Annotated in this window: 11 protein-coding genes; 5 read left to right on the top strand and 6 right to left on the bottom strand. The window is 69.8% G+C overall.

What is annotated here, in order from left to right; translation table 11 throughout:
* Position 1 precedes the first annotated feature (1 nt).
* The 5 genes from AC0Z9V_RS02635 to AC0Z9V_RS02615 form a co-directional block, all read right to left on the bottom strand.
* Positions 2–286: a hypothetical protein gene (locus AC0Z9V_RS02635; protein WP_459289935.1), complete on the bottom strand. Its 285-nt coding sequence runs from the start codon at positions 284–286 to the stop codon at positions 2–4.
* Positions 287–388: 102 nt separating this feature from the next.
* A complete protein-coding gene (locus AC0Z9V_RS02630; protein ID WP_485140624.1) occupies positions 389–1,525 on the bottom strand; it encodes a glycosyltransferase family 4 protein in 1,137 nt (378 codons plus the stop codon).
* Positions 1,522–2,394 carry an alpha/beta fold hydrolase gene (locus AC0Z9V_RS02625; protein ID WP_485140623.1) on the bottom strand — a complete coding sequence of 291 codons (873 nt, stop codon included), beginning with the start codon at positions 2,392–2,394 and terminating at the stop codon, positions 1,522–1,524. The genes AC0Z9V_RS02630 and AC0Z9V_RS02625 overlap by 4 nt, the downstream gene beginning before the upstream one ends.
* Complete coding sequence (locus AC0Z9V_RS02620) at positions 2,394–3,227, bottom strand: aldo/keto reductase (protein ID WP_459289929.1); 834 nt, start codon at positions 3,225–3,227, stop codon at positions 2,394–2,396. Before AC0Z9V_RS02620 ends, AC0Z9V_RS02625 begins: the two co-directional genes overlap by 1 nt.
* 9 nt (positions 3,228–3,236) lie before the next feature.
* On the bottom strand, positions 3,237–3,944 hold the full coding sequence (locus AC0Z9V_RS02615; RefSeq protein WP_485140622.1) for a TetR/AcrR family transcriptional regulator C-terminal domain-containing protein: 708 nt from the start codon (positions 3,942–3,944) through the stop codon (positions 3,237–3,239).
* Between the two features lie 29 nt (positions 3,945–3,973).
* Here AC0Z9V_RS02615 and AC0Z9V_RS02610 point away from each other — a divergent pair, with 29 nt between their 5' ends.
* Complete coding sequence (locus tag AC0Z9V_RS02610; RefSeq protein ID WP_485140621.1) at positions 3,974–5,038, top strand: NAD(P)-dependent alcohol dehydrogenase; 1,065 nt, start codon at positions 3,974–3,976, stop codon at positions 5,036–5,038.
* Between the two features lie 21 nt (positions 5,039–5,059).
* Here the strand turns inward: AC0Z9V_RS02610 and AC0Z9V_RS02605 are convergent, their stop codons facing one another.
* Entirely contained in the window at positions 5,060–5,968 is a 909-nt protein-coding gene (locus AC0Z9V_RS02605) for a sugar-binding transcriptional regulator (RefSeq protein WP_459290164.1), read from the bottom strand.
* 216 nt (positions 5,969–6,184) lie between these two features.
* Here AC0Z9V_RS02605 and AC0Z9V_RS02600 point away from each other — a divergent pair, with 216 nt between their 5' ends.
* The 4 genes from AC0Z9V_RS02600 to leuS all read left to right on the top strand — a co-directional run bounded on the left by AC0Z9V_RS02600 (position 6,185) and on the right by leuS (position 13,185).
* The gene (locus AC0Z9V_RS02600; RefSeq protein WP_485141266.1) at positions 6,185–7,927 is read left to right on the top strand and encodes a glycerol-3-phosphate dehydrogenase/oxidase; all 1,743 of its coding nucleotides are present in this window, start codon (positions 6,185–6,187) and stop codon (positions 7,925–7,927) included.
* Positions 7,928–8,064: 137 nt separating this feature from the next.
* A complete protein-coding gene (locus AC0Z9V_RS02595; protein ID WP_133080569.1) occupies positions 8,065–8,811 on the top strand; it encodes an MIP/aquaporin family protein in 747 nt (248 codons plus the stop codon).
* Positions 8,812–8,882: 71 nt separating this feature from the next.
* Positions 8,883–10,400, top strand: coding sequence for a glycerol kinase GlpK (glpK, locus tag AC0Z9V_RS02590; protein WP_208741194.1), 1,518 nt, complete (start codon positions 8,883–8,885; stop codon positions 10,398–10,400).
* 262 nt (positions 10,401–10,662) lie between these two features.
* Entirely contained in the window at positions 10,663–13,185 is a 2,523-nt protein-coding gene (gene leuS / locus AC0Z9V_RS02585) for a leucine--tRNA ligase (RefSeq protein ID WP_485141265.1), read from the top strand.
* Positions 13,186–13,198 lie beyond the last annotated feature (13 nt).

Genomic DNA, 13,198 nt, shown 5'->3' with positions numbered 1-13,198 from the left:
GTCACGGCGGGGGGACGCGGCGCCAGCCCTCGGAGTCGACCTCGATCACGAGGGGGACGACGGCCGCCACGCCCTGGCTCCGCAGCGCCTCCTCGATGTCCGGCGACGGTGCGGCGACCACGAAGGTCTCGCCGCGGTACAGGTCCGCCGTCGCGTTCACGAGCGCCACGAGGGCCTCGTGCCCTCGGCACCCGAAGCGCCCGGCGATCGGCAGCCGGGCCAGCCACGACGGCGGGATGCCCGCGTCGTCGACGAGGACGGCCGTCGCCGGGCACTGGAGATCCATGTCAGGAGCCTGCCCGGGGGAGCGGCTGGTGCCCCGCCGCTCCCCGTCCGGGAACCCCCGGTCGGGGGACCGGCGGTCGCGGGGTCCGTCGGGAAGGGCGCGTCATGAGCCCTTCGCCCCGTCCTCCGGCCGCGGGACCGACCGGGTGCGCCCGCGTCGCCGCCGCCGGGTGTATTCGGACACCGCACGCCGGCAGGCACCCCGCAGCTGCTCCGCGGACACCTCCCAGGAATAGCTCCCTGCACGCTCGAGCCCGGCGCGGGATGCTGCGGCCCACCGCGCGGGGTCGTCGAGGCTCCGCACCGCCGAGGCCACGTCCTCCGGGTCCCCGGGATCGACGAACAGGGCTGCCTCGCCCCCGACCTCACGGAAGATCGGGATGTCGCTCGCGACGACGGGCGTGCCGGTGGCCATCGCCTCGATGATGGGCAGGCCGTAGCCTTCCGCCCGGGACAGCGTGAGCAGGGCCGTCGAGTCGTGGAGCAGGTCCTCGTACTCCGCATCCGTCACGCCCCCGTGGAAGACGATGCGCTGCTCGTCCGCCGCCAGGTCCGTGAGTTCGGCGCGGCGTTCGGGCGTGATGCGGCTGAGCAGGTGGAGCGTGTGCCGGGGCAGCAGGGCCATGGCGCGGACGAGGGTCTCGACGTTCTTGTACGGCATGAAGGAGCCCATGTAGAGCAGCGACGGCGAGCGCGGCGCGTCAGGGTCCCGCCGGCGTTCCGTGGGCTGCGGGGCGTTGCCGACGAGCAGGACGGGCCTGCGGGTGAGCCTGTGCTCCGCCATGAGGGCCGCCGTGGTGTCGGAGATCGTCGCGACCACGTCGGCCCGGTCGAGCAGCAGGCGCTGCGGCCAGTAGGCGAGATGGTACAGCCGCCAGAGCAGGCGCACCGGGAGGGGGAGGAAGGACGGCGGCAGGGGGTTCTGGTAGTAGATCAGGTCGTGCAGCGTGAGGACGAGAGGGTATCTGCGGCCCCACGAGCCCATCGTCTGCATGGGGCACACGACGACGTCGGGCCGGAGGCGGTTGATGCGCCGGGCGACGAACAGTTCGGCGGGGGAGAGCGGGCTGTTGACCAGCACGGACGGCACGTCGGGCAGCAGGGCCAGCTGCCGGGGATCACTGACGAGCATGACGACGTCGTCCGTCTCCGCGAGCGCGGCGATCAGGCTCGCGCCGTACCGGCTGATGCCGTCGTGGTGGTCCGTGCGCGTGAAGCGCGCGTCGAACAGGATCCTCATGGGGCTGTGTCCTCCAGGAACTCCTCGATGATCAGCGCCGCTTCGCGCGGCTTCTCGTAGTGCACCAGGTGCCCGACGTCCGCGATGACCTCGAGCCGTGCGTGCGGGATGAGCGCTGCGAGGTCGCGCTGGCTGGCCACGGAACCGATGTCGTCCCGATCCGCCGCGATGAGCAGGACGGGCATTCGCAGGTCCGCGGCCCGTTCCCGCACGGTGCCCGAGATCGATGCCCGGAAGGCCTCGAGGACCACCCGCCGGCCGGCGAAGGAACTGAAGTAGGCGTCGTGCTGCCCGTGGATCCAGCGTCGCAGGGTCCGGTCCTTCGTCTTGGCCATGAAGATGCTCATGCCGCGGACGATCACCGGATTCGCCAGGAGGGCGCGCCCGGCCGCCTCGGGCAGGCGGTCGGCGGCCACGTAGTATCCCTCGGCGAGCCGGGAGGCGGTGCGGCTGGGTCCCTCGAGCGCCGGAGCGCTGATGGGATTGACGAGGACCACGCGCCCGGCGAGGCCCGGGGAGCCGGCGGCGGCCTCCGCGGCCACGATCGAACCGAACGAGTGGCCGAGCAGGACGGGCGCGTCGGGGGCGAGGAGCCGGGTGCAGTCGCTGATGAAGCGGGCGTAGGTGGCTACGTCGTGCGTGCCGGCCAGCGCCTGGCCCTGCCCGAAACCGGGCAGGTCCGGCAGGATGACGCGGTGCCGGGGCAGCTCCTCGACGAGGCGCAGCAGTCCGTGGTGGTCGCCCCGGAAGCCGTGCACCATGACGATCGTCCCGCGGGGCGCCTCGCCGGGCGCCGGAACGGCGGGATAGTCCCAGATGCGCTGCAGGGTGCCTTCCCAGCGCAGGGTCCGGACCGTGGCATCGCGCATCAGCCGACCCGGTCGGGGTGCGAGCCGAATCGCTGGTCCCGGTCCAGCGCGTCGAGGGCCCCGACCTGTCCGTCGTCGAGCGCGAACCCGAGGATGTCGAGGTTGGAGCCGATCCGCTCCCGCGAACTCGCCTTCGGGATCGTGAGGATGCCCTGCTGCAGGTGCCATCGCAGGATCACCTGCGCCGGTGTCCTCCCGAGGTCGGCCGCGATGCGACCGACGACGGCGTCCTGCAGGACGTTGCCGCGGCCGAGGGGGCTCCATGCCTGGGTGGCGATGCCGTGCTGCGCGTGGAAGGCGCGCAGGTCGCGCTGCTGCAGGTAGGGGTGGAGTTCCACCTGGTTGAGGACCGGCACGACGCCGGTCTCGTCGAGCAGCCTCTCGAGGTGCGGCTGCTGGAAGTTGGAGACGCCGACGGACCGCACGCGTCCGTCGGCGCGGAGGCGTTCGAGGGCGCGCCACGTCTCGACGTAGAGCCCCTTCGACGGGCAGGGCCAGTGGATGAGGTAGAGGTCGAGCTCCTCGAGGCCCAACCGCTGCATCGTCGCGTCGAAGGCGCGCAGGGTGGCGTCGAATCCGTGGTCGTCGTTCCACACCTTCGAGGTGAGGAAGAGGTCGTCGCGGGCGCCGGTCTCGAGGTACGCGCGGGCGGCTGCTCCCACACCCTCCTCGTTGCCGTACAGGGCGGCCGTGTCGAGCAGGCGGTACCCGACGTCCAGCGCCGTCGAGCAGAGCCGGGCGGTGTCCTCGGGCGGGACCTTGTAGACGCCGTACCCGACGACGTCGATCGACGTCCCGTCGGCGAGGGCGGCGCGGGGGACGGAGGAGGTCATGGGGGAACTCTACCGAGGTCGTCCTGCGGCCGGTGCCCCCTCACCCGGTCCTGCGCGTCGTTCGGCGGGATCGATGCTGTCGAGGATCAGTCCCAGGCCGTGGTCGAACTCGTCCCCGAAGTCGTAGCCGGGCTGCAGCACGATCCCGGTGGCGATCTCCATCATCCAGGGGTACTGCCCGCCCGCGAAGTGTTCCATGATCGGCGCCGCGACGTCGGGGACGGACTCGGCGCCGCTGAGCGGCAGGGCGGCCTCCTGCAGGGCGAACCCGTAGAGGTAGCTGTCGAGCAGCGCGTAGGCGTGGGCCGTGGCGCGGAGCGTGAATCCGCCCGTGCGCAGCGTGCCCAGGGTCGCGTCGTGGTGCCGCAGGGTCGCCGGGCCCGGGATCGTCCGCGACTCGAGCAGTCCCACCGCCCAGGGATGGCGGCGCAGTACCTCCCGCATCGAGCGGGCCCGGGCGAGCATCTCCTCGCGCCACGGGTTGCCGATCACGGGCAGGTGGACCTCCGCGAAGACGAGGTCCACGATGCCGTCGAGGATCCGCTCCTTGTTGGCGACGTAGTAGTAGAGGCTCATCGGCCTGCTGCCGAGCTCCCGTGCGAGCGTGCGGATGGTCAGGCCGGCGATGCCGTCGCGGTCCGCCAGGGCGAGCGCGCACTGCAGCACCCGCTCGCGCGACAGCGGGGTCCGTTCCTCCGGTTCCGTTCGTGCACTCATGGCGCTCCTGTCCCTCGTCTTTTCGTACAGTGTACGATACGGTGCTCGCAGGCGGGACGCACGGGGCGGGCGCCGGGGAGGCGATCATGCAGGAATCGATCGGCGGCAGGACGACGAGCGGAACCATGAGGGCGGTCGTCCACTCCGCGTACGGCGGCGCGGACGTGCTCGAACTGCGGGACGTGCCGGTGCCCGCGGTCGGGGCGGGGGAGGTGCTGGTCCGGGTCCGGGCCGCAGGGGTGGACCGGGGAGCCTGGCACATGATGACCGGCCTGCCGTACCTGGGGAGGCTCGCCTTCGGACTCCGGGGCCCGAGGAATCCCGTCCTCGGCATGGACGTGGCGGGCGTGGTGGTCGCGGTGGGCGGGCAGGTGTCGCGCTTCGCCGTCGGCGACGAGGTGTTCGGCGTGGGACGCGGGACGTTCGCGGAGTTCGCGACGGCGGCGGAGGGATCCCTCGTGCGCAAGCCGGCGCTCCTGTCCTTCGCCGAGGCTGCCGCCGTGCCCGTCTCGGGTGTAACGGCGCTGCAGGCGCTGCACGACGTCGGGCGGGTGCGCGAGGGCCAGCAGGTGGCGATCCTCGGGGCATCGGGCGGGGTCGGCAGTTTCGCCGTGCAACTCGCCCGGGCGGCAGGAGCGCAGGTCACGGCGGTCTGCAGCGACGCGAAGGCCGGGTATGTGCGCTCGCTGGGCGCCGGGTCCGTCCTCGACTACGGCGAGCGCGACTTCGCCGACTGCGGGACGGCGTTCGACCTCGTGGTCGACATCGGCGGCAGTCCGTCGGTGGCCCGCCTGCGCCGCGCCCTGGCGGCCGACGGCACCGCGGTGATCGTCGGTGGCGAGGGCGGCGGGAACCTGACCGGTGGGCTGAACCGCCAGCTCGGCGCCGTCGCGCTGTCCCCGTTCGTCCGCCAGCGCCTGGCGATGATGTTCACCAGGGTGCGCGCGGACGGCCTCGGGCGGCTCGTGGACCTGATCGGGGCCGGGTCCGTCGTGCCGAGCATCGACCGGGTCCTCCCGCTGGCGCATGCGGCCGAGGCCCTCGAGCTCCTCGCGTCGGGTGCCGTGCGGGGCAAGCTGGTCCTCACGGTGTAGCCCCCGACGGGCTCCCGTCCCTCACGCGTGGACGAGGCGCCGGGCACACCCCTCGTCCAGGATCAGGTCGGTCGCGAGTCCGGCGGCGAGTGCACCGCGCAGGCCGTCGATCTTGGACTCGCCGGACACCACGCAGATGCGGCGCTGCACCGCCCGCAGGTCGTCGAGGTTGGGACCGGTGCTGCGCGTGTTGAGCAGGATGTCGCGGTGCGTGCCGTCCGCACGGAAGAACATGGTGGCCACGTCGCCGACCACCCTGTCGGTCTCGAGGGTCTCGAGGTCCTCGCGGTCCAGGTAGCCGCCGCTGTAGACATGGCTCGGGATGCCTGCGCCGATCGAGCCGACACCGAAGATCGCCATGGTCATGCGGCGTTGCAGGTCCAGGATGCGGCGCACGCTGCGCTCCTCCCACATCGCCGTCTTGGTGGCCGCGTGGTCGAAGAAGGCGGGGACGGGGAACTGCTCGACGCGTGCGCCGTAGGCCTGCCCGAAGCGGCGCAGGATCTCGCTCGCGTAGGTGATGCCCGTGGTCTGGGTGTTGCCGGCCCCGTTCAGCTGCACGATCGCGCTGTCGTGGGTCTGCTTGCGGGTCAGGTGGTGGCTGACGGCGCTCAGCGTGGATCCCCATGCGACGCCGATGATCGCGTTCGAATCCACGAGTGGCCCGATGGTGCGGGCGGCCTGGATGGCCACGCGGTCGAGCACCTCGGAGTCGTTCCCCGAGTCCGCGACGGGCACCACGTGCGCCTCGACACCGAACCTCCGGCGGATCTGCTGCTCGAGGGCAGGGGCCCTCTCGGACGGGTTGTTGACCTGGATCTGCACCAGCCCGGTCTCCCGTGCCATGGACAGCAGCCGGGAGACGGTGGATCGGGACGTCCGCAGTTCGCGCGCGATCGCGTTCATGGTGAGGTCCTGCAGGTAGTACATCTGCGCGGCCCGCAACGCGTCCCGTGACCTGTTGCCCTGGTACTGATCGGGGTCGCCGGGATCCCGGGCGGGACCACCGCTCGTCGTCGTCATGCCGCCAGTCTGGACCGCTTCTGCACGTTTGTGCAATCCGGTTGACTGTTATTTCCAGCGCTCGAAGAATGGACAGTGCAGTACCCATTCCAGACATTGAGGTTACGGAGTAGTCCCTTGAGCATTCCAGCCGGCCGGACCGACGGTGAAGGCACCACAACTTCTACCCGCACCGCGGTGCAGGAGCTCAGGGACAACCCCCGGGCCTCCGTGCTGATCGTCGGTGGCGGCATCAACGGGGTCGGGACCTTCCGCGACCTCGCACTGCAGGGCATCGACGTCGCACTGGTGGAGCGCGGCGACTACTGCCAGGGTGCATCCGGTGCGTCGTCGCACATGATCCACGGCGGTATCCGCTACCTGGAGAACGGCGAGTTCCGCCTCGTCCGTGAATCGGTCATCGAGCGCAACGCACTCATGCGGATCGCACCGCACTACGTGAAGCCGCTGCAGACCACGATCCCGATCTACACGACGTTCTCGGGCATCCTCTCGGCGCCCATGCGGTTCCTGACGCACCGCCAGGGCAAGCAGGTGGAACGCGGCGCCGTCCTCATCAAGGCCGGCCTCACCATGTACGACTTCTTCTCGCGCGACGGCGGCAACGTCCCCCGCCACTCCTTCGTCGGCCGCAAGAAGGCGCTCGCCGCCATGCCCGACCTCCGCAAGGACATCAAGTACGCGGCGACCTACTTCGACGCGTCTGTGCACAATCCGGAACGCCTGACCCTGGACGTGCTGCGCGACGGCCACGTCGCCAACCCGGCCGCCCGCGCCGCGAACTACGTCAGCGCCATCGGGAACAGCGAGGACGGAGTCCTCCTGCGCGACGAGCTCACGGGCGAGACCTTCCCCTTCCAGGCCGACGTCGTCGTGAACGCCACCGGCGCCTGGACGGACGGCACCAACGCCGTGCTCGGGGCGGAGACCCGGTTCATGGGCGGCACCAAGGGTTCGCACATCGTGCTCGACCACCCGGAACTGCTCCGTGCCTGCAACGGCACGGAGATCTTCTTCGAGCACGTCGACGGCCGGATCGTGCTGATCTACCCCATGGGCGACCGCGTCCTCGTCGGCACCACCGACATCGACGTCGACGTCACCGAGCAGGCCGTGTGCACGGACGAGGAGATCGAGTACTTCTTCGAGCTGATCGGGCACGTCTTCCCGGACATCGAGGTGACGCAGGACGACATCGTGTACAGCTTCTCCGGGGTCCGGCCACTGCCGCGCCACGACGAGACGCAGCCGGGCTTCGTCTCCCGCGACTACCGCATCGAGAAGCGCGAGGAGATGCTGGGCGGCCGGTCCGTCACCACCCTGAGTCTCGTGGGCGGCAAGTGGACCACGTTCCGCGCACTGTCGGAGCACCTGACCGACGACACCCTCGCCGCCCTCGGGGCCGAGCGCAGGACATCGACGGCGGGTGTCGCGATCGGCGGCGGGAAGGACTTCCCGACGGACGAGGCCGCCGAGCGCGCCTGGATCACGGCGGCCGTCCGCCCGGGCTTCGACGAGGCCCGCGTGCAGGTCCTGCTGACCCGTTACGGAACCCGCGCGAAAGACGTCCTCGAATACCTCGCGGAAGGCCCCGACAGGTTGTTTAATTCCACGAAGGAGCTGAGCACGCGAGAGCTCGCCTACATGGTGGAGCACGAGCAGATCGGCCACCTGATCGACGTCCTGATTCGCCGTACATCGCTTGCCTTCCGGGGACTCGTCTCCGAGGAGCTGCTCGCAGAGCTTGCCGAGACCCTGGCCCCGTTGCTGGGCTGGACCGCAGCGGAATCCGCAGCGGAGATCGAGCTCGCCGAGAAGGTCCTCGCCGATGCCCATCGGGTGCAGGTCAAGAGCCTGACCGCGTAGCGGCTCCCGCCGCAACGGGTCGAACCGCTGTTCGGAACAGCGGTGCAGTGCCAACGGCAGCAGCTGCCGGGGGGGATCAACGCGTGCCGTCGAGGCGGCGGCACGCGTCAATAAATGAATAGATAGAGGAGTCAAAGATGTCTCTGGAAGTGTTTGTCGCCGAAATGTTCGGCACGATGCTGCTGCTGTTGCTCGGTACGGGTGTGGTCGCGAATGTCGCGCTCGCCCGGACCAAGGGCAATAACGGCGGCTTCCTCATGGTCAACTTCGGATGGGGCCTCGCCGTCTTCGCCGGCGTCTACGTCGCGGCCCTGTCGGGAGCCCACCTCAACTTCGCGGTCACGGTCGGTCTGTGGGTCAACGGCGACACCGCCGAATTCGCTCCGGGGGTCGACAAGAACTTCATCACCGCGATGGCCTACCTGGCGGCCCAGATGATCGGTTCGATCCTCGGTGCGGTCCTGTGCTGGCTCGCCTACAAGCAGCACTTCGACGAGGAGCCGGACCCCGCCAACAAGCTGGGTGTCTTCTCGACCGGTCCCGCCATCCGCTCCTACGGCTGGAACCTCGTCACCGAGATCATCGGAACCTTCGTGCTCGTGTTCGTCATCCTGTCCTTCGCCGGGACACCGACGGAGATCGGGCCGCTCGCGGTCGCCCTGCTCGTCGTCGGCATCGGCGCCTCGCTCGGCGGGCCGACCGGCTACGCCATCAACCCGAACCGCGACCTGGGACCCCGCATCGCCCACGCCATCCTGCCGATCAAGGGCAAGGGCAGCAGCGACTGGGGCTACGCCTGGGTGCCGATCGTCGGCCCGATCGTCGGTGGCGCCCTCGCCGGCATCCTGGTCCAGGTCATCTCGTTCCCCGTACCTGCCGCCTAGGCTCCAGCACCACCCGGGGCGGCTGTGCGCAGCCGCCCCCCGAAGACGTCCATCCAATGAAGGAGTAAGACATGTCGCAGCAGTACGTCATCGCCATCGACCAGGGCACAACGTCCAGCAGGGCCATCGTGTTCGACCACAAGGGCGATATCGTCTCGTCCGGCCAGAAGGAACACGAGCAGATCTTCCCGAAGGCCGGCTGGGTCGAGCACGATCCCGCCGAGATCTGGGGCAACACCCGCGAGGTCATCGGCACCGCCCTCTCCAGGGCCAACCTCACGCGCCACGACATCGCAGCCGTGGGCATCACCAACCAGCGCGAGACCGCCGTCGTCTGGGACAGGACCACCGGCAAGGCCGTCTACAACGCGATCGTCTGGCAGGACACGCGGACGCAGAACATCGTGGACGAGCTGGCGCAGGACGGCGGCGTCGAACGCTACAAGGCCAAGGTGGGCCTGCCGCTGGCCACCTACTTCTCCGGCACGAAGATCAAGTGGATCCTCGACAACGTCGACGGGGCCCGCGAGAAGGCCGAGGCCGGCGATCTCCTGTTCGGCAACACCGACTCCTGGGTGACCTGGAACCTCACGGGCGGCACCGACGGGGGCGTGCACATCACCGACGTCACCAACGCCTCGCGCACGCTGTTCATGGATCTCGAGACCCTGTCCTGGGACGAGTCGATCCTCGCCGACTTCGGCGTGCCCCTGTCGATGATGCCCGAGATCCGCTCCTCCTCCGAGGTCTACGGCACGGTGCACACCTCGCAGCTGCTGCGCGAGACACCGGTGGCCGGCATCCTCGGCGACCAGCAGGCGGCGACCTTCGGCCAGGCCGCCTTCGACAAGGGCGGTGCGAAGAACACCTACGGCACCGGCAACTTCATGATCGTGAACACCGGCGAGGAGATCGTCCACTCCAAGAACGGCCTGCTCACGACGGTCTGCTACCGGCTCGGGGACGCCAAGCCCGTCTACGCGCTCGAGGGTTCGATCGCCGTCACCGGTTCACTCGTGCAGTGGCTCCGCGACAACCTCGGCATCATCAAGAGCGCCCCCGAGGTGGAGCAGCTCGCCACCACGGTCGACGACAACGGCGGCGTGTACATCGTGCCCGCGTTCTCGGGACTCTTCGCGCCGTACTGGCGCGCCGATGCACGCGGTGCCATCGTCGGCATGACCCGGTTCGTGAACAAGGGCCACATCGCCCGTGCGGCCCTGGAGGCCACGGCCTTCCAGACGCGCGAGGTGCTGGACGCGGCGAACGCCGATTCCGGCGTGAACATGGAGGACCTCCGGGTCGACGGCGGCATGGTCGCGAACGACGCCCTGATGCAGTTCCAGGCCGACATCCTCGGCATCCCCGTCATCCGACCGAAGGTCACGGAGACCACCGCGCTCGGCGCCGCCTACGCCGCGGGCCTCGCCGTCGGCTTCTGGAAGGACACCGACGAGCTCGCCACCAACTGGGCCGAGGACAAGCGCTGGAACCCGTCCATGGACGAGGCCGAGCGGGAGCGCCAGCTGCGACTGTGGAAGAAGGCCGTCACGAAGACCTTCGACTGGGTCGACGAGGACGTGCGCTAGCACGGACTCCCCACCGAACGGGGCACGCCCGGTCCGCAGCAGACGGACCGGGCGTGCCCGTTCTCCGCCGCACATCCGTCGGCACGGCTCGCACTGCTAAAGTGAACCCATGCCCCGAGCCCTCCTCCTTACCTAGCCGCACGGCATCCACCGTGCGGCGGCCCCTCCTGGATGTGAGGGGCTTTTGTGTGTCCGGCGCCGGACACCCCAGGCAGGGGGTGGGTCCCCGCGGACGAGCAGTACCAGAGCAGGACGACGTTCCATCGACAGGACAGGTCAACACACAGTGAGCATCAACCCCGAGGGCGCTCAGCCGGACGAGAACACCTACGACTTCTCCGCCATCGAGGCGAAGTGGCCGGCGGTCTGGGATCGGCTGCAGGCGTTCGCGCCCGCCGACGACGGCACGCGCGAGCGGCGCTACGTGCTCGACATGTTCCCGTACCCCTCCGGCGACCTCCACATGGGCCACGCGGAGGCATTCGCCATGGGCGACGTCGCGGCGCGCTTCTACCGCCAGAAGGGCTTCGACGTCCTGCACCCCATCGGCTGGGACTCGTTCGGCCTGCCCGCCGAGAACGCCGCGATCAAGCGCAACGCGCACCCGGCCGAATGGACCTACGCGAACATCGAGACGCAGGCGCACTCGTTCAAGCGGTACGCGATCAGCGCGGACTGGAGCCGGCGGCTGCACACCTCGGACCCCGAGTACTACCGCTGGACGCAGTGGCTCTTCGTCCGGTTCTTCCAGAAGGGCCTGGCGTACCGCCGGACCTCGCCGGTCAACTGGTGCCCGAAGGACCAGACAGTGTTGGCGAACGAACAGGTCATCAACGGGGCCTGCGACCGCTGCGGGACGATGGTCACCAAGAAGAACCTGAACCAGTGGTACTTCAAGATCACCGACTACGCCGACCGCCTGCTGGACGACATGGAGCAGCTCAAGGGCCACTGGCCCGAGCGGGTGCTCGCCATGCAACGCAACTGGATCGGCCGCTCCGAAGGTGCGCACGTGCATTTCCGGATCGAGGCCGACGGCGACCTGCCGGAGCGGGACGTCACCGTCTTCACCACCCGGCCCGACACCCTCTACGGGGCGACGTTCTTCGTCGTCGCCGCCGACGCGGACCTGGCCCTGGACCTGATCACGCCGGACCGGCGCGCGACCCTGGAGCAGTACCGCGAACAGGTCAAGGGACTGTCGGAGATCGAACGGCAGGCCACGGAGCGCGAGAAGACCGGGGTCTTCACCGGCCGCTACGCCGTCAACCCGCTGAACGGCGAGAAGCTGCCCGTCTGGGCTGCCGACTACGTGCTGGCCGACTACGGCACCGGGGCCATCATGGCCGTCCCCGCGCACGACCAGCGCGACCTCGACTTCGCCCGGGCGTTCGACCTGCCCGTCCGCACCGTCGTCGACACCGGGGCCGATGATGCCGCCGAGACCGGGATCGCCACGACGGGCGAGGGAACGCTCGTCAATTCCGGCGAGCTGACCGGGCTGGACAAGACGACCGCCATCCGCCGGGCCGTCGAGCTCGTCGAGGAGCAGGGTACCGGTGAGCACACCATCAATTACCGCCTGCGGGACTGGCTGCTCTCCCGGCAGCGCTTCTGGGGGACGCCGATCCCGATCATCCACTGCCCGTCCTGCGGTGAAGTACCGGTTCCGGACGACCAGCTGCCGGTCACCCTGCCCGAGGGGCTGCGCGGCGAGGCGCTGGCGCCCAAGGGCACCTCGCCGCTGGCCGCCGTCGAGGAGTGGGTCAACGTGCCCTGCCCCGACTGCGGTGGCGCGGCGAGGCGTGACACCGACACCATGGACACCTTCGTCGACTCGTCGTGGTACTACCTGCGCTTCGTCGACCCGCAGCTGGACACTGCGCCGTTCGACACCGAGGCCGTGAACCGCTGGCTGCCCGTCGGCCAGTACGTCGGCGGCGTCGAGCACGCCATCCTGCACCTGCTGTACAGCAGGTTCTTCACCAAGGTGCTGTTCGATCTCGGCATGGTCGGTTTCACCGAGCCCTTCAGTGCGCTGCTGAACCAGGGCCAGGTGCTCAACGGCGGCAAGGCCATGAGCAAGTCCCTCGGCAACGGCGTGGACCTCGGCGAGCAGCTGGACCGCTTCGGCGTGGACGCCGTGCGCCTCACCATGGTGTTCGCGTCACCTCCCGAGGACGACGTCGACTGGGCGGACGTCTCGCCGTCGGGCTCGGCGAAGTTCCTGGCGCGGGCCTGGCGCCTCGGTGGCGGCGTCACCAGCGCGGTCGGGGCTGACCCGTCGACCGGCGACCGGTCACTGCGCTCTGTGACGCACCGCACGGTGGCGGAGTCCGCGGAGCTCATGGAGGCCAACAAGTTCAACGTCGTCATCGCGAAGCTCATGGAGCTCGTCAACGCGACGCGGAAGGCGATCGACTCCGGTGCCGGCGGTGCCGACCCCGCCGTGCGCGAGGCCACCGAGGCCGTCGCGATCCTGCTCAGCCTCTTCGCGCCCTACACAGCCGAGGACCTGTGGAGCCGCCTCGGACACGAGGCGACCGTCGCCACGGCGGGCTGGCCCACGGTCGATCCGGGCCTGCTGACCCAGGAGAGCGTCGTCGCCGTCGTCCAGGTGCAGGGCAAGGTGCGGGACCGCCTGACGGTGTCCCCGGACATCGCCGAGGACGAGCTGCGCGAGCTGGCGCTGGCCAGCGAGCAGATCCAGCGCGTGCTGGACGGTCGCGACATCCGCACGGTCATCGTGCGGGCGCCCAAACTGGTCAACATCGTCCCGGCGTGATGACTCGTCGGTG

It is taken from the genome of Arthrobacter sp. UYP4, assembly GCF_057291175.1.
Note: the sequence above shows the minus strand (reverse complement) of the source record. Positions and strands in the feature narration are given on the sequence as shown.

Excerpts from the sequence above, each read along its gene's own strand:
- AC0Z9V_RS02605 (WP_459290164.1), bottom strand. The coding sequence starts at position 5,968 with ATGTACTACCTGCAGGACCTCACCATGAACGCGATCGCGCGCGAACTG.
- AC0Z9V_RS02635 (WP_459289935.1), bottom strand. The coding sequence starts at position 286 with ATGGATCTCCAGTGCCCGGCGACGGCCGTCCTCGTCGACGACGCGGGC.
- AC0Z9V_RS02620 (WP_459289929.1), bottom strand. The coding sequence starts at position 3,227 with ATGACCTCCTCCGTCCCCCGCGCCGCCCTCGCCGACGGGACGTCGATC.
- AC0Z9V_RS02615 (WP_485140622.1), bottom strand. The coding sequence starts at position 3,944 with ATGAGTGCACGAACGGAACCGGAGGAACGGACCCCGCTGTCGCGCGAG.
- AC0Z9V_RS02625 (WP_485140623.1), bottom strand. The coding sequence starts at position 2,394 with ATGCGCGATGCCACGGTCCGGACCCTGCGCTGGGAAGGCACCCTGCAG.
- AC0Z9V_RS02595 (WP_133080569.1), top strand. The coding sequence starts at position 8,065 with ATGTCTCTGGAAGTGTTTGTCGCCGAAATGTTCGGCACGATGCTGCTG.
- AC0Z9V_RS02630 (WP_485140624.1), bottom strand. The coding sequence starts at position 1,525 with ATGAGGATCCTGTTCGACGCGCGCTTCACGCGCACGGACCACCACGAC.
- glpK (WP_208741194.1), top strand. The coding sequence starts at position 8,883 with ATGTCGCAGCAGTACGTCATCGCCATCGACCAGGGCACAACGTCCAGC.